Genomic DNA, 23,615 nt, shown 5'->3' with positions numbered 1-23,615 from the left:
GTCTATTTAGCGTTGTTACGGATAACAAATCCACGAGATTTATCTTTATTAGCGTTGTTATTGTTACTACGCTTACGATTTTCACCTGGTTTGCTGTTATCTGTACGTTTTTTCTTGTTGTATTGTTCTTTTTTACGGTTGTTATCACGGTTACCACCACGGTTGTTGTTACCACGGTAATTTCCACGGCCACCACGGTTGTTTCCTCCGCGACCACCGCCACCACGACCTTTACGAGATGGTAATGGGCGTTCTGGTGTGATATTAACTGGTACTTCTGATGCATCATCTTTAGCAATTTGTTTAATTAATAAAGCAGCTAAATCTTCTGCTGAATAACTTTCTAACAAATCACTTGCTGCATCTTGATAAGACTCTAAGCCGTTTTCAACCATTAAATCTTTAATTTGAGCAACAGCTGAACCAATTTGTCCTTCAATCGCTTCTTTTTTAGAAGGTGGACGAAGTGGTGTCATTTTTTTCTTAGTTAAATCTTCAATAACATGTAAGTAGCTCATTTCGTTTGGTGTAACGAATGTTACTGACATACCTTCTTTACCAGCACGACCAGTACGACCAATACGGTGAACGTAGCTTTCTGGATCTTGAGGGATATCGTAGTTGTAAACATGTGATACACCTGAAATATCTAATCCACGTGCAGCCACATCTGTCGCTACTAAAATATCAATTTCATCATTTTTAAATGCTTTTAAGATGCTCATACGTTTATGTTGTGGTAAATCACCATGGATTCCTTCTGCTTTATAACCACGCATTTCTAATCCACGAGCTAATTCATCTACACGACGTTTTGTACGGCCAAATACGATTGTTAAATCTGGGTTTTGAACGTCAAATAAACGTGTCATAATATCAAATTTTTCAAATTCTTTACAACGAACAAAATATTGATCAATTAAGTTTGCTGTCATTTCTTTTGCTTTGATTTTAACGTGTTCAGGTTCTTTCATAAACTTAACACCAATGCGTTTAATACTATCTGGCATTGTTGCTGAGAATAATAAAGTTTGTCTTTCTTCAGGCACTTTAGAGATAATTGCTTCAATATCTTCTAAGAATCCCATGTTTAACATTTCGTCTGCTTCATCTAAAACTAAAGTTTCAACTGTTTCTAATTTTAATGTGCGACGGTTAATGTGATCAAGCATTCTACCTGGTGTTCCCACAACAATATGTGGTTTATTTTTCAATGAGCGGATTTGACGACCAATGTCAGCTCCACCGTAAACGGCTTGAACTTTAATTTTTTTATCTTTACCTAAACGATAAATTTCTTCTTGTGTTTGGATAGCTAATTCTCTTGTGGGAGCAATAACTAAACCTTGTAACACAGCTTTTTCTGTATCTATCTTTTCAAGCATTGGTAATCCAAACGCCGCTGTTTTACCAGTTCCTGTTTGAGCTTGTCCAATAACATCTTTGCCTTCTAATGCCAATGGTATCGTTGCACTTTGAATAGGTGTCGCTTCCTCAAAACCAATAGTTTCAATGGCCTTTAATAACTGTTTGTCTAATTTTAATTCACTAAATTTCAAATGATATCCTCCTAATAACTCTGCCTCAGTCGTCAATCATCTCTCATTCTTTATGAAAAAAAATTGAAAACGAGCATTCGTGTAATACTATCACATTCTACTAAAATTCTCAATAGAACTACATCTATTAATGATTATTTAATAAATTGTCCACCACCTCTTTTAATCCCATTCCGTTACTTGCTTTCAGAAAAACAGTATCAGACGACTTAATTTCTTGGCCAATTGCTTTTGTCATCTCTTCTTTTTCTGAAGTATCATAAATAGCTAATTTTTCTTCAGGATATTTCCCTTTTAAATCAGCATACAAATGCTTCATTTCTGAGCCATACAAATAAACAACATCAATTTGTGATGGATCAATATGAGCTCCCACACTTTGGTGCATCTTACCTGAATCAGGTCCAAGCTCTAACATATCTCCTAAAACAGCTATCTTTCGGCCCTGACTCTTAATTTTTGAAAAAGAATCTAAGACTAATTTCATCGCTGTTGGATTCGCATTATAAACATCACTTAAGATTTGAACACCATTTTTCGTCTCTAGCCATTCTGTTCGATTTTTAGTCAAATCAAATGTCGCTAAACCTTGTTTGATATTTTCAACTGGAACACCTAATGCTTCACCTACAGCCATCGCAATTAGTGCGTTACCTACATTGTATTTTCCTAAAACTGGAATACTAAAGACTTCTCCTTTAAATCGATTAACAGTAAATGTTGTATGATTTTTAGTTTCTTCAACAATAGCTCCTAGATAGTCACCCTCGTCAGTTAAACCAAATGTTTTAACCTGTTGAGTTACCTCTTTTAATAATGGTTTAAGTAGCGGTTCATCCTCTGGAACAATTAAAGTTCCATCCTTTTTAAGACCAGAAACAATTTCCATTTTAGCTGAAGCAATGCCACTTCTTGAGCCAAGGTGCTCAATATGAGACTCACCAATCATAGTGATTGCTGCCACATCTGGTTGCCCAATAGAAGTTAACAATTCGATATCACCTTTACGATCCATTCCCATCTCTAAAACAAGCACTTCCACCTGCTCATCAATGCTCATGATCGTGTAAGGTAAACCAATTTCATTGTTGTAATTTCCTTGAGTTTTATATGTTTTAAACGTTGTACTTAAAACTGAAGCAGTCATATCTTTAGTCGTTGTTTTTCCATTACTTCCTGTTATAGCACAGACTTTAGGATTTATTTTTTTCAAATAAAATTTGGCTAACTCTTGAAATGCTTTTAGCGTATCTTCAACTAAGATATAAGGAACATTCACTTCCAAAGGTCGATCTGATAACGTCAAACAAGCTCCCATTGAAAAAGCTTGTTCGATAAACTCATGACCGTCTCTATTTCCTTTTAAAGGAATAAACAATGTATTATTAACTACTTTTCTTGTATCAAACTCTACTTGTTCAATTGAAAATTCCGTTTGTAATATCTCCTCATTTTTCCCGCCTACCGCTTGAAAAATGTCCTTTATCGTTAAGTTCATTTTTTCCTCTCCTTTAAAAAATCAACAAAAAAGCTGAACATGGTTGTTCAGCTTAGCTCATTTGACCTAATTCAATGGCTTGTTTCTTTTCATGACGTAATTTAGCAAGTTGAATCAGCTCTTCTAATAAATCACTGTAGCTAATTCCCATATGCTCCCAAAGTAAAGGATACATGCTAAATTGCGTAAAGCCTGGTAATGTATTTACTTCATTTAAGAAGATTTCATTATTAGCTGTTAAAAAGAAATCACAACGACTTAGTCCACTTCCATCTAAAGCAATATACGCTTTTTTAGCATATTCTTGCATTTTTAGATGAACATCATCTGATACGTCTGCTGGAACTTGTAAATCTACTTTGTTATCAATATATTTTGACTCATAATCATAAAAAGCGACATCTTTTACAATTTCTCCTGCAGCAGTTGTTCTGACTTCATCGTTTCCTAAAACAGCCACTTCTAATTCTCTTGCCTCAATCCCTTGTTCTACCACTACACGGCGGTCATATTTAAAGGCATTTTCAATCGCTTCAATTAATTCCTCTTTCGTTTCAGCTTTACTAATACCAACACTTGAACCTAAGTTAGCAGGTTTGACAAACATTGGATAAATTAAAGTCCCTTCACACTCAGAAAGAACAGCTTCTTTTTCGTTCATGTAATGACGTTTAATCACTGATACATAAGGTAGTTGAGGAATTCCTACTTGTTGAAATAACTGTTTTGCTACAATTTTATCCATTGCACAAGCACTGGCTAGCACTCCTGCACCTACATAAGGCATGCCTAATACTTCAAACAAACCTTGAACAGTTCCATCTTCCCCATTAGGTCCATGTAAAACTGGAAAAATAACGCTATTAGCTTCTTTAATGTCACTTGGTAAAATTGGTTGTGCATTTTTTAGAGTTAAATTAAGTACCTCTTTTGATTCGGGAGCTTTATTAAAGATTGGTCCTTTTAACCATTGACCATCTTTAGATATATATACAATTTGTACTTCATAATAATTGTAATAGATAGCGTTTAAAATTGAAAAGGCTGATAAAATTGAGATATCGTGCTCAGCGCTTTTTCCCCCGTAAATCAGAGTAATTTTCATGCTAGTCCTCCTAAGCTTTGTCAGAGCTTCATTATACTTTATTTCTATTGAAAAAACCAATTGGCCTTTTTAATATAAAAATAATAAGACCACTAGGCAATTTTGTCAACACAAAGGCTAGTAGTCCTAAATTATTGCTTTAATAAAATTGACTCAAACTCTTCTTTTACTATTTCCCATTCATTTGATTTTTGAGAATAAATCAATGTACCAATTTTTATTTCTTGCTTAAAATGATAGTTATCTACTTTTCTTAAATTATCTTCTACCACATGAATCGGCACAACATATTTATCATCAACAAATCCGACTTGTGAAAAATTAAAAACGATTCCCTCTTGCATAGCACCTTTTAAATGACTAACCATATCTTTTGGTAATTCACTAACCGTCACTGTTTTCCGATTAAAAAACGTACGAGGTCCACTTGCCTGTCTTGAAACAATATTAGTTATCTTTTGAGATAATGTCTGATAAAAATCTTCTATATTTCGGTAGTAAATTTTAATTGTTTCTGGATTTAATTCAAAGAATGCAAAATTATTTTGAAGTTGATAAAAGAAAGGGGAACGTAACTGAGTTTTCATGTGCCCAAAGTACAATAATTCAGATATTTCATTGGGCGTTAAACGTTTAAGAACATCATACTCATTAAAGTCAACCCATTTAATTTCTCTATGACTACGACTCTCAACTAGAGAAAAATACTGATTAACCTCTTCCATTCCTCGAATGACACGAAACCCTGTATGCGTTTCATATTCGCCTTCTCGTTCATTTTGATTCAGCAAAAGAAGGTTTTCCGGTCGATTAATTGTATAACGGTTAAAATCTTCGTGACTCATTCCTTTTGATAAGATGGAATTACTAATCGCATCTAAATGAATATACAAATAATCTTGCAACACCTTTCACCTCGCTCTTACTATATCTTCGTTAATATAACTATACCATTTATTTTAAAAATTTGAATCCTAAATGGGTTATCTTAAATTAAATTTATATTACATAAGAGAACAAGAAATCGATTTTCACGAAATACTTATGTAATATTCTAGCTTCAGTTCGGTTTTTTCCAATTTTTGTTTAATTTGTGTTATCATAGACTAGACTCTATAAAAGGGGGTTATTCCGATTAGTAAAAAAACAAATAATAGAGCAGCAAGACATCAAAAAAAGAAAAAAAAATCGGTTGGTACAATCATCAAAAATACTCTTATTAATATCGTAATGATTTTACTGTTATTAGTAGGTTTATCCCTTGTTTTTAACAACCAAATAAAAAATTATCTTGTTAAAGATACAACCAAAAAACATACAATCAGTAATGTTACACGAGCTGATGTTAAAAAGAATGAGAAAAAAGATGCCACATTTGATTTTGACCAAGTTGAATCTCTTGATTTTAATTTAGTCGCACAAGCTACTAAAGGACGAGATACTGGTTTAGATACAATTGGCGGAATTGCTATTCCTAGTGTTAAAATGAATCTTCCTATTTTTAAAGGAGTTTCTAATTACGTTTTAGCCGTGGGTGCTGGTACGATGAAGGAAGATCAGCGAATGGGTGAAGGTAACTACGCTTTAGCCAGTCACTATATGTATGAACCCTCTCTCTTATTTGCACCACTTGTCAATGTTGAATTAGGAGATACCATTCTTTTAACTGACTTAGAATATATTTATGAGTATAAAACAGTATACAAAGAATACGTTGAACCAACTCGAGTAGAAGTTATTGATGACGTTAAAGGAAAAGAACTTGTAACGCTTGTTACTTGTGACGTTTCAGGAGCAAACCGTTTAATTGTTCAAGGTGAACTTGTCCGAAAAGTTAACGGAAAAGATTCACCAAAATCAATGCAAGAAGCTTTCGAAATGGATCAAACCAATTACTACTAATATAAAAAAGAGGCTGACCCAAAAGTCTCTTAAATAAAATAAAAGGAACAGAATCTTTTTACGATTTTGTTCCTTTTTTTGACGAAAAAAATAGCACTATCCTTTATAATTAAAGCGTCTAAACCAAATCAAAAGGGAGTGCTATTTATGTATAAAAATTATAACATGAAACAAGTTACATTATCACTAGATTTAGAAATTTATTTAGAAAAAAATGACATCGCTTTCGCGATTAATGAATTAGTAGAGAGTATTCCAAGTCACGTTTTTTCTGTTTTTGATCATCAAATGGGAACCTCATCTTACGACCCAAGAATGATGTTGAAACTTATTTTATGTGGCTACACACAGTCAAATTTTTCTGGTAGAAAAATTGAAGCGATGACTAAAGATAGTATTCGTACTAGATGGTTGACTCAATCACAATTTCCTAACTTCAGAACCATTAATCGTTTTCGAGTGAATCCTTTGGTTCAGCCGATTCTTCAAGAGTGTTTTATTCAATTTAGAAATCAATTAGTTTCGCAGAAATTGATTGAAGAAGATGCTATTTTTATTGATGGGACCAAATTAGAAGCTAATGCCAATAAATATAGTTTTGTTTGGAGAAAGAGTACGACCAGATTTGACGATTCTCTAACAGAAAAATCAAAAATATATTATAAACAATTAGTCAAAGAAAAAATCATTCCGTCGATTCATAATGAAGATGAGGAATGGGATGATAAACAGTTGAATCTCATTGCCGATTCTATTGAAACTAAAGTATCTGAGTTGACTGAACAAATAGATGATACAGAAGACGTTACACTTAGAAAAGAACTCCGTCGTCAAAGAAAGGAACCTAAAAAAGCCTTAAAGGCTTTTCGAGAATTCAGTGATAGGAAGAAAAAATATAAGCAACAATATCAGATTTTTAAAGAGAGAAATAGTTTTTCAAAAATAGATATGGACGCTACTTTTATGAGAATGAAGGAAGATCATATGATGAATGGTCAACTGAAACCGGCATACAATATCCAAATCGCAACCAACAATCAATATGTTCTAGCTTATGATACTTTTTCAAATCCAACAGATTTTAAAACGATGATTCCCTTTTTGACCACTATCAAAGAATCTTATTTTGAGTTACCTAATTATATTGTAGCTGACGCCGGTTATGGAAGTGAAGAAAACTATCAAGCCATCTTGGATGATTTTGAGAGAACACCATTAATCACCTACACTATGTATCAAAAAGAACAGACCAAAAAATATAAACAAAACCCATTCATTACTAATAATTGGAAATACAATGAATTAACAGATAGCTATACTTGTCCTAACAATAGAGAACTGCATTTTAGAAATTACTCTACTCGCAATGATAAACAGGGATTTACAAAACAGTTAAAAATGTATGAATGTGAAACATGTATAGATTGCCCTGTCAGATCTTTGTGTACCCGAGCAAAAAGTAATAAAAGTAGAGTCATTCAAAAAAATGGTAACTGGGAATATTTTAAAGCTCACGCAAGAGAGCTTTTGAGCGATGATGTAACAGGAGCGATTTACCGTCGAAGAAAAATTGACGTAGAACCAGCCTTTGGAAACCTAAAGGCTAATTTGTCGTTCAATCGATTCTCGGTTAGAGGTCAAGATAAAGTAACACAGGAGTTAGGATTTGCCTTTATGGCTCTAAATTTGAGAAAATTAAGTAAATTTAGGAAGGATATAGACAGAAAAATAAGAAAAAACAAGAATTCCAAAATGATAAACCTCATTTTAGAATTCTTGTTTTGTTTTAAGAGACTTTTGGGTCAGCCTCTTTTTTGATGTATTTCAACTAAATTTTTGGCAAATAAAAGTTACGATTATCTAAACCGAAAATACGATCTGTGTATTCGCCTGGTTCAACTTGTTTAAGCGCACCTAACATCATTTGCATTGAAGCATCTAGATTATCTAAATGATGTAAGATTTCTGCTTCCATAATTTTAGGTCTAACAGGAGAACCATATTCTAGTAAACCATGATGAGCTAATACCACATGTTTTAGAACAAGGATTTCTTCATCGGTTTCAGAAATATTAAGTTCCACACAAGCCTTGGTAATTTCTTCATCTACCATAACAATGTGTCCTAATAAGTTTCCGGCTAATGTATACTCTGTACCAACTGGACCTGATAATTCTTTTACTTTTCCGATGTCATGAAGAATAACACCGGCATAAAGTAAGGATGGATTCAGCTCAGGATATTGGCTGCAAACCCCTTTTGCTAACTCTAACATGGTAATCGTATGGTACGCTAAACCACCTACAAAGGCGTGATGGTTTCTTTTAGCTGCTGGAAAATCAAAAAATTCTTTTTGATATTTCCCTAAAATGTGACGTACAATTCGATGCCACTTAGCATTCGTAATTTCAAATAAGTATTTATTAAATGTTTCTTTCAATTCATCAATTTGAACGGGTGGTTTTTCCATATAAAGAGCTGGATCTTCTGGTTCTCCCACTTGTGCTAGACGAAGATTAAGAATCTTAATTTGAGGCATGTTTTGATAAGTTTCTCTTTTACCACCTAAAAGCACTACTTTACCAGCAACAAATTTTTCGATTTCTTCCTCAGAAGCTCCCCAATACTTACCATCAATTGTGCCAGATGTATCTTGAAAAGTAAAAGCAATAAATTTTTTACCATTTCTAGCAACTCTGACATCTGCCATTTTTAATAAGGCAAATAGTTCAAATGTTTCATCTACAGCTAATTCTCTTAGTTTTTTCACACTATACATCCCTTCCGATTGTCACAATTCCTAAATCATGTGTTTCAAAATAAGACCTAACCGCCTGATCAGATGATAAGCAAATCACCTGAGTTTGTTGACTAAAACCATCTAATAATTTAAACAGAGTTAGTTTTCGTTTAGCATCAAAATGTAGCCAACCATCGTCTATAATAACTGGTGCTTCATAATCTTCAGTATGAAGATGAACGAAGGCTAATCTAAAAGCTGTATAAAGTTGATCTTTAGCTCCCGTTGATAATTGAATAATTGGCCAAACCTTTTGCTCTTTATCTCTAACAAACAACTGACCATTTTTAACAAATACTTTGAAATAATTTCCTTCTGTTAAAATCTTAAAGTAAGTCGTTACTGTTGCTAAAAGCGCTGGTAATTGTTGATCAGATAGATATTGGAACACGTCTTGGGTCAACTCTTCAGCTACCTTGTATGAAATCCATTGATCAGATAACTCTTTAATAATGGTTAATTTATTTTCTCTTTCTTGATACAACATATCTAAAGAGCCATTTTTTTCCATTTGAGATAACTCATATTTTAATTCTTGGAATTCATTCTGATAACCATTGATTTTTTCTGTACATTCATCTTCTTTATTTTTAACACTAATCAAATGGTGGTTAATTTCAACTAATTTATAGTGTTTCGTCAAATCAAAGTAGTCACCTAATGAAAGTTCTAATTCATCAATTCTATTCTGACTTTGCTTAGATAGATCTTGTTTTTTCAACCAGATAGCTGCTTCTTCAATAGTCGTAACAGTTGCACTGTCAATTAATGATAAAACTTCTTCAACACATTTGGTTACTTGTTTTCTTATACTATGAAGCTGCCCTTGGAAGTTCTGTTCATTACTACTTGATAAGGCTTTGTCTTTTAAATATTTTTGTTGTTCATCAACAAATTTTTTCATCTCTTGGTAAATTTCTTTAGTTGATTTATTTTCAATTGAAATCCATTGCTTGGAAAAAGCTAGTAACTCCGCATATGACGTCAATACTTTATCAGCTTCTGCTAAATTCTGCTTCATCTCAACTTCTTTTTCCTGAATATCTTGAAGTTGCGTATAAATTGGAATTCTAGATAACCATAGCGTCATCGTTTCTTTCATTGAAAAACCATATTGGTCTGCCCATTCTTGTTTGCGAATTTGAAGGGTTTCTAATTTAGATTCAATTTCAGTAAGTTGTGCTTCTAGTTCATGAAGCAAATGTTCTACTTCATCTGAAGCAGTTAATTGAAGTAAATAATCTTCTTTAGAAACAGCAACTTCCTCTTCTTTTACTGGTTGATTTTTCTTAACAGAAACAAAACCATAAAGACCTAATAAAATTAAAATAATAACAGGAACATATATCCAAGTCTGATCTAAAACAATTGCTAAGGAAGAAATTAATAACGCTACAGCAATCGATAAACCTGAAAATAATTTTTTAGATAAAGGATCTAAACCTTTTTTCTTCACTGGCTCTGCTTCATCACTAGGAACAACCATCAATTGATTTTCAGCTGTTGTTAATGCTGTATCCATGTCTTTTCGGCGAATAAGTAGACGACTTTTTTCGTTTGAAAGTACCACTTTTTCTCGAACTAATTCTTCTTCTTCTTTAGCTAAAGACACCATTTCTTCTTCTACATCAGGTGTTAATTCAATATTAATTTTATCTTCAGACAAGCGATATTTTTTATAAAGAGTTTCTTTACTTTGACGATACTCTTTTAATTGCTCTTCCAATAATTGACGTCGTTCAGTCATTGACTCTACTGCTAATTGGTCCTCTAGTAAATCATCAAAAATACTTTGATTTTCTAAATAAAACTGATAGGCAGGAGACTCAACACCTAATTGTCCACTTTGATTTTCTAACAACTCTTTTTCTTTATCTAATAAAAATCGGTGATTGTTTAGAGCTTTTTGGACTGCTTCTATTTTTTGAGTAGAGGCTTCACTTTCACCTTTTGTTTCTTTCGTTAGTGATTCCCACTCAACATACATTGGAAATCTTTTTTGTTGCTCTAAAATCGTCTTTTCCAATTCAAATTGATAGTTTTTCTCTTTTTCTACTTCTGCAATAGATTCTGTTAATTCTAACATTCTCTTTTGCTTCACTTGATAAGTAGCCTCTTGAGATTCAACTAATTCAATTTGTTGTTCTAATTTTTTCAATTGACGAAGGCGCTGATTAATTTCAGGAATTCGACCGCTTGGTTTAAATAATTTTTGACGTTCTTTTAAGAAATTGTCGTTCATCTTCGTTAGTCTTTCGCTACCAGTTAGACCAACCGTTAAAAGTAAATGTTGTAATTTCACTTCATTTAACTGATTTAATTCAGTTAATTGCTCTTGCTGAAAACTAAAGATTTGATCAAAAGTTTCTTTTGTTAGAGGAGATAATATTTTTTCAAGTAACAAATCATTTCCTATCTGACCATTTTCTAGTAAAACAGATGCTTGACCTTTATTTCTTTCCTTGTAGCGCTCAACAGTTACTTTTCCATGTAATGAATCTTCAAAAATAACTTTTCCACCATACACAGCACCATTGACTGGTGTAAAATCCCGAATCATTTCTCTTTTTTTAGGAAAACCAAATAAAATGGTTCTTATAAATTGATAAATCGTTGACTTACCTGCTTCATTTTCACCAAAAATCAGTTGATTCTGCGATTCGATATTAAATACTTGATTGTTAAATTTACCGAATCCATCTATTTTTAATTGTAGTAGTTTCATTGGCCTACCTCATTTTTAAAAATCATTTTATCTTTAATTAATTGACTACTTTCATCCACACGCTCAGTTATATCTTCTTCCTCCCAAGATAAATACTTAGCAATTGCTGGTTGTTGTAACAAGTCATTAACTGTCTTTTTAAAATTATCTTTGTTCTTATATTTTCTACCTAAATCATCAATCAATGTTGTTTCAAATCCCATAATTAATTTATCAGATGTACTTTGACGCAATGCAATATCTTTTAATAAGATTTTATGGTTTGATTTTTTAAGAATGGTTTCTTGTAAGAATAGTAAAATCTCTTCTTTTTCATTTAATAAGTCTCTTGCATTTTCAGCTGTTGTTGTGACATTAACATCCACAATATTTAACGGATGAGTGTATTTAGAATCATTAATTTTTTCTTCTAAAACAAGTAAGAGTTCTTTTTTCTCTAGAGCTTCATCTATTTCAATTTCACTTTTATGCCATTTGATATTAGCAACATCTAGCCAACCATAATCACTGCCACCACTATTAATATCAACTAATAAAACACCTTTAGCTTGGTCTTCTTTTTTCGTATGTCCCTGAGGCGTACCAGAATAAGCTGTTAAGGGATTATCTGTTAACACTTCTGCTTTATGAATGTGACCTAATGCCCAATAATCATAGCTTGATGGTAATTCAGACCAAGTAAATGGTGCATAATTTGATGTTTGATCACCATGATAAAACCCAATATGGTACGTCGTTTCTTGATTTCTACTAGGAAACTCACTAACCATTGATTTTTCAATCCATCTATTTTCATAAGAGAATCCACTAATGGCAACTGATTCGCCATTTCTTAATTGAATTGTTTTAGTTTGGACCTCTTCTTTTTTAAACAAGATGACATTATCAGGCCATTCAAACCAATAACGATGCGCTTGATAATAATCATGGTTACCAAAAGATAGGACAACTTTGATATCCTCATCTTCTAATCGTTTAAATTGTTCCATCATTAATTTTTGTGTATGAATAGATGATTGAACTTGATGAAAAGTATCCCCTACTATTAATAAGAAATCGACCTTTTTCTCAATACATCGATCCACAATATTAGCTAAAACTTGTTGATTCGATGACTTCAATAAATCTTGAATATACGTCTGTTCTGAGTTAACACCAGAAAAAGGTTGGTCTATATGTAAATCAGCTGTATGAATAAATCTCATCTTAATCACTCCTTCCTTACATCATACCTATTTATAGTCGTTTTTTCTATAAAAAAATAATAGGGAAGTCAAGTTTTTACTTAACCTCCCCTGTTATTATTCACCCATTTGATATAATTCTTGAACAGGTTTCATGATGATACGATTTAAATCGTTAACAATCATACTAAACGCTTGTTCTTTTTGCATTAAATCTTGAATAACAGCAGTTTCTTGTACTTTTGCTGCCATCTCTTGAGCTTTTGTTGCGTCTTCTTCAGAAAACTCTAGCCCTTGCATTTGTTTTTGTTGTAGTTCCATTTGAAGTTCTTGGAAATCTCTGAATAAGTTAAATGATTCTTCTTCTGCTTTCATTGCCTCAAAGGCTGCTTGTAAAGCTTTGAATTCATCCATTTGGCGAATTTCGCGTTCGATTTGATTAGCACTATCATAAATATTAGCTGTCATAAAAATAGCTCCTTTACTTTTTATATCCTTTATCATTGTAACATCTTTAAAGATAAAAACCTATCAATTACTGAGCAACTTTATTCCAAATACTATCCCAAATTTGTCCAGCTTTATCGACACCTTTTTTAATGCCATCGCCAAGCGTGTTAGCGCCATCTTTCATCTTATCTCCAATGTCATTAATCGAATCTTTTATGTCTGTTTTAGAATTTTCTTCTTCTGATTCACCTTGGGTCACATCTCCCACAGAAAACGGTGTATTAGGTGATGCTGCTAAAATACGTTGCGTTTCATCTCTAAAGATATTGGATAAGTTACTACCACTACTTCCTGTTAAATAGTGATCTTTCCCACTTTTATCAAAACCAATCCATGTTGAGACAACTACATCAGGTGTATAACCAATAATCCACTGGTCTTTTGACATACCATCAGCATTAATATTTTCGGTTGTTCCTGTTTTACCAGCTATCGTGTAGCCAGCAGGTTTTGCTTCCATACCAGTTCCTGAGCTGAATACGCCTTGTAGCATGCTTGTCATTTCATCAGCTACTTCTGGAGTTGTCACACGTTTAGATTTTGGTTTTTCATTCTCATAAATAATAACACCATTAGCATCCTCAATCTTAGAAATAAAATGAGGTTCGACTTTGTTTCCTTGATTAGCAAACACACTATAAGCACTAGCCATATTAAGTGGTGTCGTTCCTTTTGTTAAACCACCTAAAGCTAACCCATGATAACGGTCCTTTTCATCTAATTTAATACCAAATTGTTCAGTCTTTTTAAATCCTTGATCGATACCAATTTCATTCAATAACCAAACAGCTGGGGCGTTTAAGCTTTGAATCAATGATTGAGTCATAGTCGCCTCTCCAGCGTAAGTTCTGGAATAGTTTTGAACATCATAATAACTAAGTGCTTCATCTTTTAAAACATCATCTGGTTTATAGCCTGCTTCAAGAGCTGGTGTGTAAACAGAAATTGGTTTTAAAGTAGAGCCTGGTGATAACATTGAATCAGTTGCTCTGTTAAAGCCACGATAGGTATACTCACCACGTCCTCCAATAACTCCCATAATTCCTCCTGTTTTAGGGTTAAGGGCAATTGTAGCTCCTTCAACAATAGCGCCATCTGAAGCAGCTGATGGGAATAAACTATCATTCGCAAATGTTTCATCCATCCCAATTTGATATTGTTGATCTAATGTTGTAAAAATTTTATATCCACCATTTGAAATTTCTTCATCTTTTAACTTTGTTTTATCAATCGCTTCTGCAATAACAGAGTCAAAGTAGTAAGGATATTTATACGTATCATGTTGTGGAACATAAGAATCTGAAATATGCAGAGGTTGTTTCATTAAATTATCTGCTTCAGCCTTATCTAATTTGCCATTATCCACCATAACGGAAAGAACCGTATCCCTTCTAGCAATTGCATTTTCCATACTATCTATTGGATTATAAATACTTGGTCCCTTAAGCATACCAGCAAGCACGGCTGCTTCATCAATTGTGACATCTTTTGCGTCTTTACCAAAATATTTTTTAGACGCATCTTGTATTCCCCAAACCCCATTACCAAAATAAGATTTATTCAAATACATTTCTAAAATTTCATCTTTTGTGTATTCTTTTTCGATTTCAATAGCTAAAAAGAGCTCTTTAGCTTTTCTGGTCATTGTTTGTTCTTGACTTAAAAAAGCATTTTTTGCTAACTGTTGGGTGATTGTACTACCACCACCACCACTGTTATTTCTTCTAACAACTTTTCTCACAGCTGCTCTAGCAATCCCTTTAATACTATAACCTTTATGTTCATAAAAGCCTCTGTCCTCTGTTGAAATAACAGCATCTTTAACAAATGGAGAAATTTCATCAATTTTTACAAAGCTTCCTTTAGAACCGTACTGAGCTAATGTTCCTGCTTCATCACCATCTTTATCGTAGATCGTTGTTACTTGTTGCAAACCTGACTGTAAGCTCGAAACATTGGTGTTTTTAGCTAAATAAAATAAATAGATACTAGTAACTAAAACAACACTCATCATCACAAGGATAATTATTTTATTAATATGGTATTTTTTCCATACTCGTTTTCGCCACGCTCTAAAGCGGCTCCAGTATGGACCAAACCACGTCCAAAACTTCGACGCGTAAGTTTTAATAATCTCCCAAATTTTTTTTATCTGTTCCATGTATAACTCCTCTTAATCTTGTCTTTTTATTATATTCATTTTAACATAGCCTTATTTCAAAAGGATGCGACTAAGGGCTTATCTTATATAAGCCCAATTAGCTTAACATGAAGTTGTTAATAAAGTATGTTACAATTTTAAAAAAATTATAAATTTTTACCAATAAGTCACACAGGAGTGTATCATGGAATTTAAATTTGTGCTACCAGAAGAGCTAAATGCTCAGAATCTTAAAGAATTGTTAGAAAATGAATGGCTTATTCCTAGAAAAGTTAGACATTTTTTACGAGTGAGAAAAAATGTTCAAATAAATGGAGAACCAGGTATGTTTCATCAACCGGTTCAACCTGGAGATTTGATTACACTTACTTTTGAAGCTGATGATTATGACGTTCCAACTATTAATCTTGGTAACGCCAAAGCTATCGTTCCTTTATGGGAAGACGAGCATTTAATCATTGTTAATAAACCTTACGGGAAAAAAACTCACCCCAATCAACCAGATGAAAAAGATACCTTACTTAATGATTTAGCTGCTTATCTTCAACCTAAGGGGCAAATTCCTTATGTGGTTCATCGACTAGATAAAGAAACAAGTGGGGCCATTCTTTTTGCCAAAAATCCTATTATCCTTCCGATTCTAGGACGAATGCTAGAAAAAAAAGAAATTCATCGTGTCTACGAAGCTTTAATTGAAGGAAGCTTGCCTCAAAAAGAACTTATTATCAATAAAAAAATTGGCCGTGACCGCCATGATAGAAGGAAACGACTAGTTGATGAAAAAAGAGGTAAAACAGCCATCACTCATGTTTCGACATTTAAAAAAGTAAAAAATAACACTTGGGTAACTTGTTGGTTAGAAACTGGCCGAACACATCAAATTAGAGTTCATTTGGCTTCAATCGGAAAACCAATTATTGGCGATCCACTGTACCATCCAAAGGCATCATCAGACCAACGTTTATATCTACATGCACGAGAATTAACACTGACTCATCCTTTTACTAAAGAAACAATCAAAGCTCAAGCAACACCTTTTTTATCTGAATCATAAAAAACAGAGATTGACATCACGTCAGTCTCTGTTTTTGATTAATGATCCTAATTTAGCTTTTGATTCTTTTTCCAAAATAACATGAAAGAACTTATTAAAAGAATCGTCCAACCATAAACAAAGAGATCATTTATTACTTCTCCTGTTTTAGGTAACATTTTTTTAGTTGTTGTAGTTCCACCAGAAGTTGGCTTATTTGGTTTATCTGGTTCTTTTGGAGTAACTGGTTTCGCTTCATTAGTTACGGTTATTTTCTCTATAGAAGCTTTTTCTCCAACTTTTATCGTAAAGAAATGTTTTTCTTGAGACAAGATATAACCTGTTGGGGCTTTGGTTTCAATAAAGTAATACTTGCCTTCTTCTAAGTCAGGAACTGTTAAAAGTCCGTTTTTATCGGTTGGTAAGTTTTCTTTTATCAGTTTACCATTTGAATGATAAAGTGAAAATTCGGCGCCTTGTAACACTTTGCTTGAATTGGAAGAATCCACCTTTTTAAGTTCGACTGAACCTAATTTTTGTTTCACTTCTTCTTTTTCATTTGTTACTTCTAAACGTTTCACTTCACTAATCTTATCTGCTTTGATTTCAAAATGATGTTTTTTATCTGACAACTTATAACCCGCTGGAGCTTCTGTTTCAACGAAATAGTACTTGCCTTCTGGTAAATCTGATTTGGCTAAAATCCCTAACTTATTAGTTGTCAGCTCTTTTTCTACCAACTTCCCATTTAATTGATAGAGTGAAAATTCGGCGCCTTGTAATACTTTACCTGAATTCGAAGCATCTACTTTTTTAAGTTCTACTGAACCTAATTTTTGTTTCACTTCTTCTTTTTCATTTGTTACTTCTAAACGTTTCACTTCACTAATCTTATCTGCTTCAATTTTAAAATCGTATTGTTTATTTGATAACTTATATCCTTTTGGTGCTTTCGTTTCTTTAAAATAATAGTCTCCTACTGCTAGATTCTTCTTCGTTAAGATTCCAGCTTCATCAGTTGTTAAACCTTCATCTATTAATTCACCAGTTGAGTGATAGAGTGAAAATTCAGCGCCTTGTAATACTTTACCTGAATTCGAAGCATCTACCTTTTTGAGTTCTACTGAACCTAATTTCACTTCCTCTTTTTCATTTGTTACTTCTACTTGTTTCACTTCACTAATCTTATTTGCTTCAATTTTAAAATTGTATTGTTTATTTGATAACTTATATCCTTTTGGTGCTTTAGTTTCTTTAAAATAATAATCTCCTACTGTTAGATTCTTCTTCGTTAAGATTCCGGCTTCATCAGTTGTTAAACCTTCATCTATTAATTCACCAGTTGAGTGATAGAGTGAAAATTCAGCGCCTTGTAATACTTTGCTTGAATTGGAAGAATCCACCTTTTTAAGTTCTACTGAACCTAGTTTCACTTCCTCTTTTTCATTTGTTACTTCTACTTGTTTCACTTCACTAATCTTATCTGCTTCAATTTTAAAATCGTATTGTTTATTTGATAACTTATATCCTTTTGGTGCTTTCGTTTCTTTAAAATAATAGTCTCCTACTGCTAGATTCTTCTTCGTTAAGATTCCAGCTTCATCAGTTGTTAAACCTTCATCTATTAATTCACCAGTTGAGTGATAGAGTGAAAATTCAGCGCCTTGCAACACTTTATTTGAATCAGAGGCATCAATTTTTCGAAGTATTACTGAACCTTTAACAGGCTCCCTCTTATCTTTTTCATTTAAAACTTCTAAACGTTGGACTTTATTAATCGTATCTGCTTTGATTTCAAAATCATATTGGTTATCACCTGGTAAACTATAACCAGCTGGCGCTTTCGTTTCTACAAAATAGTAACTTCCTTCTGCTAAACCATCGATTCTAAGTAGTCCTGATTCGTCTGTTATTAAGCCCGTTTGAAGAACCGTTCCATCTGATTGATAGAGTGAAAATTCAGCTCCTGCCAATACTTTACTTTTATTCAAAGCATCAAATTTTTGGAGTTCGACTGACCCTAGTTTTACTTCTTCTTTTTGATTGGTTGCAGCAACTTTAGCTATTTCGCTTGTTTCATTTGCTTTAATTTCAAAACCATATTGTTTGGTTGAAAGAATATAACCCAAAGGTGCTTTCGTCTCTACAAAATAGTAACTTCCTTCTGCTAGATTTTCTACTTTTAGCTGACCTGAGCTATCAGTTATTAAATTAGCATGAACCAACTCCCCAGTTGATTTATAAAGTGAAAACTCAGCTCCTGAGAGAGTTTGGTTGTTTGCTTGATCTGTTTTTACTAAAACAACAGATCCCTTGTAATCTATTTTTTGATTGGTTACTTGAATAAATGCTACTTGAGTTGTTTCATTCACTTTAATTTCAAAAGTCTGTTTTTTTGAAGTATTTGAATAGCCATTTGGTGCTTTGGTTTCAATAAAGTAATAGCTTCCTTCAGCTAGTCCATCCACTCTTAGCACACCTGATTCGTTTGTCACTAAATCAGATTTTACAAATGAGCCATCTGATTGATAAAGCGAGAACTCTGCTCCTGGTAAAACTTGATTAGGATCAGACGCATCTACTTTTTTAAGTTCTACTGAGCCTAGTTTAGTTTCTTCTTTTTTGTTTGTTACCTTAATTTGAACTACATCATTTTTATTATCTGCTATCACTTCAAAATGATGCTGTTCAGTCGATATTTCATAACCTATCGGAGCTTTTGTTTCTACAAAATAGTACTTTCCTTCTGCTAAATCGTCCACTCTTAACTTACCAGTTTCATCTGTTGAAAGATTTCCCATCACTAATTCACCTGTTGAGTTATATAAAGCAAACTCAGCATCGGATAATACTTTGTTCGTATTGTCTTCATCTGCTTTTTCAAGTTCAACAGAACCTAGTTTTGGTTCCTCTTTTTCATTCGTTACTTCTACATACGTTACTTGACTAGTATCATTTGCTTTAATTTCAAAGTGATATAGTTCAGTTGATTGTTTATAACCTGCTGGGGCTTTCGTTTCCTTAAAATAATAACTACCTACTGCTAAATTATCTACTTTTAATTTTCCTGCTTCATCTGTTGTTAAATTTTCCTGTAACAAATCTCCTGTTGAATTAAACAGTGAAAATTCCGCACCTGCTAGTACAATACTCTTATCTGTTTGGTCCATCTTCTTAAGTTCAACAGATCCAAATTCTTCTTCCTTTTCATTCGTTACAGTTACGCGATTAAGTTGACTAAGACTACCAGCTTTAATTTCAAAGGTGTATTTTTTAGTTGAAATCTCATAGCCTGTTGGAGCTTTGGTTTCTACAAAATAGTAGTTTCCAGGAATTAATTTATCAACTGTTAACTCACCATTTTGAGCTGTTTCAATGTTCGCTTTTATCAATTTTCCTGTTTTAGAATCAAACAGTGAGAATTGTGCGCCTTTTAACCTCTCTGTTTGATCATTACTATCCACTTTTCTCAAAGTGACAGCACCATATTCTGGTTTCTTTTCTGGTACGTTTTCTACAGTTACTTTTTCTAATTCATTTACTTTTTCCGCTTCAATTGTAAAATGAATCTTCTCTTCATTTAATTCATAACCCACTGGGGCTTTCGTTTCTATGAAGTAGTAACTACCAGGAATTAAATTATTAACAACAACTTTTCCATCTTTACCTGTTACAATTTTTTCTTTTATTAGTTTATTTGTTTTACCATCATATAAAGAAAACTCAGCACCTGATAAAAATGAAGTTTTATCATTGGCATCTATTTTGCGAAGTTCAACTCCACCTAGTTTAGGGTTCTCTTTTTTATTTGTTGCTTTCACTTCAGCTATTTTACTTGTTTCGCCTGCTTTTATTTCAAAATCATAATGTTTTTTCGACAATTCATAACCAGCTGGCGCTTTCGTTTCTACAAAATAGTATTTGCCTAGTGGCAGGTTTTCTACTTTTAATTGACCTTTAGCATTTGTCACTAATTTGTCTTTTACCAACTCACCTGTTGAAGTGAATATCGAAAATTCGGCGCCTTCTAAAAACTTGCCATCTTCTACGTCTGTTTTTTGAAGTTCAACTTTGCCTAACTCTTTTTTGTTTGTCGCTTTCACTTCAGCTATCTTGCTTGTTTCACCTGCTTTTATTTCAAAATCATAGTGTTTTTTAAAGAGTTCATAACCAGCTGGCGCTTTCGTTTCTACAAAATAATATTTTCCTACTGGCAGGTTTTCTACTTTTAGTTGACCCTGAGCGTCTGTCACTAACTTGTCTCTCACTAATTTGCCTTCTGAGGTAAATATCGAAAATTCGGCACCTTCTAAAAACTTGCCATCTTCTACGTCTGTTTTTTGAAGTTCAACTTGACCTAACTCTTTTTTATTTGTCGCTTTCACTTCAGCTATCTTGCTTGTTTCACCTGCTTTTATTTCAAAATCATAGTGTTTTTTAAAGAGTTCATAACCAGCTGGCGCTTTCGTTTCTACAAAATAATATTTTCCTACTGGCAGGTTTTCTACTTTTAGTTGACCCTGAGCGTCTGTCACTAACTTGTCTCTCACTAATTTGCCTTCTGAGGTAAATATCGAAAATTCGGCACCTTCTAAAAACTTGCCATCTTCTACGTCTGTTTTTTGAAGTTCAACTTGACCTAACTCTTTTTTATTTGTCGCTTTCACTTCAGCTATTTTGCTTGTTTCACCTGCTTTTATTTCAAACTCATAATGTTTTTTGGATAGTTCATAACCAGCTGGCGCTTTCATCTCTACAAAATAGTATTTACCTAATGGCAGGTTTTCTACTTTTAATTGACCTTTAGCGTCTGTCACTAATTTTTCTTTCACTAAGTCACCTGATAAAGTAAATAATGAAAATTCGGCGCCTTCTAAAAACTTACCATCCGCTATATCTGTTTTTTGAAGTTCAACTTTGCCTAACTCTTTTTTATTTGTCGCTTTCACTTCAGCTATTTTGCTTGTTTCACCTGCTTTTATTTCAAACTCATAATGTTTTTTGGATAGTTCATAACCAGCTGGCGCTTTCATCTCTACAAAATAGTATTTACCTAATGGCAGGTTTTCTACTTTTAATTGACCCTTAGCGTCTGTTACTAATTTTTCTTTCACTAAGTCACCTGATAAAGTAAATAATGAAAATTCGGCGCCTTCTAAAAACTTACCATCAGCTATATCTGTTTTTTGAAGTTCAACTTTGCCTAACTCTTCTTTGTTTGTCGCTTTCACTTCAGCTATCTTGCTTGTTTCGCCTGCTTTTATCTCAAAATCATAGTGTTTTTTAGAGAGTTCATAACCAGCTGGGGCTTTCGTTTCTACAAAATAATATTTTCCTACTGGCAGGTTTTCTACTTTTAGTTGACCCTGAGCGTCTGTTACTAATTTTTCTTTCACTAAGTCACCTGATAAAGTGAATAATGAAAATTCGGCGCCTTCTAAAAACTTGCCATCTTCTACGTCTGTTTTTTGAAGTTCAACTTGACCTAGCTCTTTTTTGTTGGTTACTTTAACAGTAGTCACTTTACTTGTTGAATTAGCTGTCACTTCAAAATCATAGTGTTTAGTTGAAAGTTCATAGCCAACTGGTGCTTTCGTTTCTATAAAATAATATTTTCCCAACGGTAAGTTATCAACTTTAATTTGCCCTTGATCGTTTGTTACTAACTTATCTTTCACCAATATGTTTTCTGAAGTGTATAATGAGAATTCTGCGCCTTTTAAGAAATTAGCTTCATTACCTTCTTCACTTTTTTCTAAAATAACGCCACCTTTATTTTGTTGCCAATGCCAACTATGCGTTTCTCCAGCACCTTTAAATTCATCTACAATAATATTTCCATCAATATTTTGCTCCCCGTTTAAAACAGCACTTGGAGCTAGGATACTACCAACCCAAGTACTTCTTAGGTTAATATTTCCTGTATACGGCTTACCACTTCTTTCAAATGTCCATAGAACCGTACTATCACTAAAATCAGTTGTCTCTTTGTTACCTCTTTCTGTCCCATCAGTGTATCTAAAAATAATTTGACTACTCACTGTGTACGACTGAGTATTTCCAGTATCTACAGTAATATAAACGTTTTTGAATTGACCTGAGCCACTATTTTTCTCAAGTCCTGCAATTCGTAAGGGTGTATTAGCTTCTAAAACTTCAGGTGCAACTTTTATATATACATTATTTCCTTTATATTGACTAACATCGATAACTCGCTCATTAATATTTTTAAAGTCAGAATTATAATAAGTTTTTTCACTATCATGAGTTATAATACCTTCACTTGCCTGGTTTAATTTTTTAAACTCTGTTTCAAAATCAATATAGACATTTCCTGGTTTATCCTGAAACACATTATCTCCAGAAACTCGGTCCATTGGCTTCCCATTTACTTTTGGCCGATGATACTCTGATAAATCTATCGAAACCCCAGTTCCAAAAACCATCTTAGTATGATCTCTAATACCAGAAGCTCCGTTGATACTATGCACTTGTTGAATATAATGATATTCCGTTCCTGAAATACCTTGAGTACCAAAATTAGAATCTCCTGAAAGTTCTTTTGTCGCAACATTACCATTTGTATGATTTCTTAAATTAGCCTTATTAGCAAAAACATGAAAATAATTTGCAGCTCCTAATAAGCTATCCTTTGCTTCGGGAACATCCTTATAAAAGGTTCCTGCATCTTTTACCTGATTGGAGTTCTCATAGAAAGAATAACCTGTTGTCGTAATAAGTAACATCACCATAATACCAACTAAACTAAAAACATTCTTTCTAAACAATTTCATTTAATGTACCCTCTTTCTTTCGTTTATCGATTGTATAATGAACAACTATTGTCGTAACCTATTTAATCTTTATAGTATACTATAGATAAAAAACTTGAGCTTTACACCACTAGTCTACACCAAGTTCGCTTATAACGCCAGTTATTTTACATATAATAATGATATCGTTCTTTTTAATGGTCTAATCCGTAATAATTTTTAAATAGCATCTATTATCATTCGTGAAACGAAATGATGTATATTAGCTATCTACAATAAGACCTCTTCCAAACATTTCACTTTTTTAATCATTAATTTACTAATAATCTTTTAAAAAAATAAAAAAGAGGTTCCTTTTTCTTAAG

The 23,615-nt window shown here is 33.1% G+C and carries 13 protein-coding genes; 3 read left to right on the top strand and 10 right to left on the bottom strand.

The genetic code is table 11. The features are described 5' to 3' along the window. Positions 1-2 precede the first annotated feature (2 nt). The 4 genes from cshA to H9L18_RS01750 form a co-directional block, all read right to left on the bottom strand. Entirely contained in the window at positions 3-1,559 is a 1,557-nt protein-coding gene (gene cshA, locus H9L18_RS01765; RefSeq protein ID WP_185847465.1) for a degradosome RNA helicase CshA, read from the bottom strand. Between the two features lie 127 nt (positions 1,560-1,686). After that, entirely contained in the window at positions 1,687-3,057 is a 1,371-nt protein-coding gene (locus H9L18_RS01760; protein WP_126793450.1) for a UDP-N-acetylmuramoyl-tripeptide--D-alanyl-D-alanine ligase, read from the bottom strand. Positions 3,058-3,109: 52 nt separating this feature from the next. Then, the gene (locus H9L18_RS01755; RefSeq protein WP_126793448.1) at positions 3,110-4,162 is read right to left on the bottom strand and encodes a D-alanine--D-alanine ligase; all 1,053 of its coding nucleotides are present in this window, start codon (positions 4,160-4,162) and stop codon (positions 3,110-3,112) included. A 131-nt stretch (positions 4,163-4,293) separates the two neighbouring features. Next, a complete protein-coding gene (locus H9L18_RS01750) occupies positions 4,294-5,070 on the bottom strand; it encodes a hypothetical protein (protein ID WP_126793446.1) in 777 nt (258 codons plus the stop codon). A 322-nt stretch (positions 5,071-5,392) separates the two neighbouring features. Here H9L18_RS01750 and H9L18_RS01745 point away from each other — a divergent pair, with 322 nt between their 5' ends. Beyond that, positions 5,393-6,064, top strand: a complete 672-nt coding sequence (locus tag H9L18_RS01745) for a class A sortase (RefSeq protein WP_126793444.1) — start codon at positions 5,393-5,395, stop codon at positions 6,062-6,064. A gap of 147 nt (positions 6,065-6,211) precedes the next feature. Continuing rightward, positions 6,212-7,882, top strand: a complete 1,671-nt coding sequence (locus H9L18_RS01740; RefSeq protein WP_187559354.1) for an IS1182 family transposase — start codon at positions 6,212-6,214, stop codon at positions 7,880-7,882. A 10-nt stretch (positions 7,883-7,892) separates the two neighbouring features. On the opposite strand, the gene H9L18_RS01735 is transcribed toward H9L18_RS01740, so the two are convergent. From H9L18_RS01735 to H9L18_RS01715, 5 genes are all read right to left on the bottom strand, one after another. Further along, the gene (locus H9L18_RS01735; protein WP_126795770.1) at positions 7,893-8,834 is read right to left on the bottom strand and encodes a 3'-5' exoribonuclease YhaM family protein; all 942 of its coding nucleotides are present in this window, start codon (positions 8,832-8,834) and stop codon (positions 7,893-7,895) included. Position 8,835: 1 nt separating this feature from the next. Then, positions 8,836-11,589 carry an ATP-binding protein gene (locus H9L18_RS01730; protein ID WP_126795768.1) on the bottom strand — a complete coding sequence of 918 codons (2,754 nt, stop codon included), beginning with the start codon at positions 11,587-11,589 and terminating at the stop codon, positions 8,836-8,838. After that, positions 11,586-12,794 (bottom strand): metallophosphoesterase family protein, encoded by a 1,209-nt coding sequence (locus tag H9L18_RS01725; protein WP_126795766.1) that lies wholly within the window; start codon positions 12,792-12,794, stop codon positions 11,586-11,588. Before H9L18_RS01725 ends, H9L18_RS01730 begins: the two co-directional genes overlap by 4 nt. A 96-nt stretch (positions 12,795-12,890) precedes the next feature. After that, entirely contained in the window at positions 12,891-13,241 is a 351-nt protein-coding gene (locus tag H9L18_RS01720) for a YlbF/YmcA family competence regulator (RefSeq protein ID WP_126795764.1), read from the bottom strand. Positions 13,242-13,308: 67 nt separating this feature from the next. After that, a complete protein-coding gene (locus tag H9L18_RS01715; RefSeq protein WP_126795762.1) occupies positions 13,309-15,444 on the bottom strand; it encodes a PBP1A family penicillin-binding protein in 2,136 nt (711 codons plus the stop codon). Between the two features lie 184 nt (positions 15,445-15,628). Here H9L18_RS01715 and H9L18_RS01710 point away from each other — a divergent pair, with 184 nt between their 5' ends. Next, positions 15,629-16,498: an RluA family pseudouridine synthase gene (locus H9L18_RS01710; protein WP_126795760.1), complete on the top strand. Its 870-nt coding sequence runs from the start codon at positions 15,629-15,631 to the stop codon at positions 16,496-16,498. 47 nt (positions 16,499-16,545) lie between these two features. Here the strand turns inward: H9L18_RS01710 and H9L18_RS01705 are convergent, their stop codons facing one another. Continuing rightward, positions 16,546-23,271, bottom strand: a complete 6,726-nt coding sequence (locus tag H9L18_RS01705; RefSeq protein WP_126795758.1) for an MSCRAMM family protein — start codon at positions 23,269-23,271, stop codon at positions 16,546-16,548. Between the last annotated feature and the right edge of the window lie 344 nt (positions 23,272-23,615).

The sequence above is a fragment of the Vagococcus carniphilus genome, from assembly GCF_014397115.1.
Classification (GTDB): domain Bacteria; phylum Bacillota; class Bacilli; order Lactobacillales; family Vagococcaceae; genus Vagococcus; species Vagococcus carniphilus.
The sequence above is the reverse complement of the archived record's forward strand: the minus strand, read 5'-3'. Positions and strand labels throughout refer to the sequence as shown.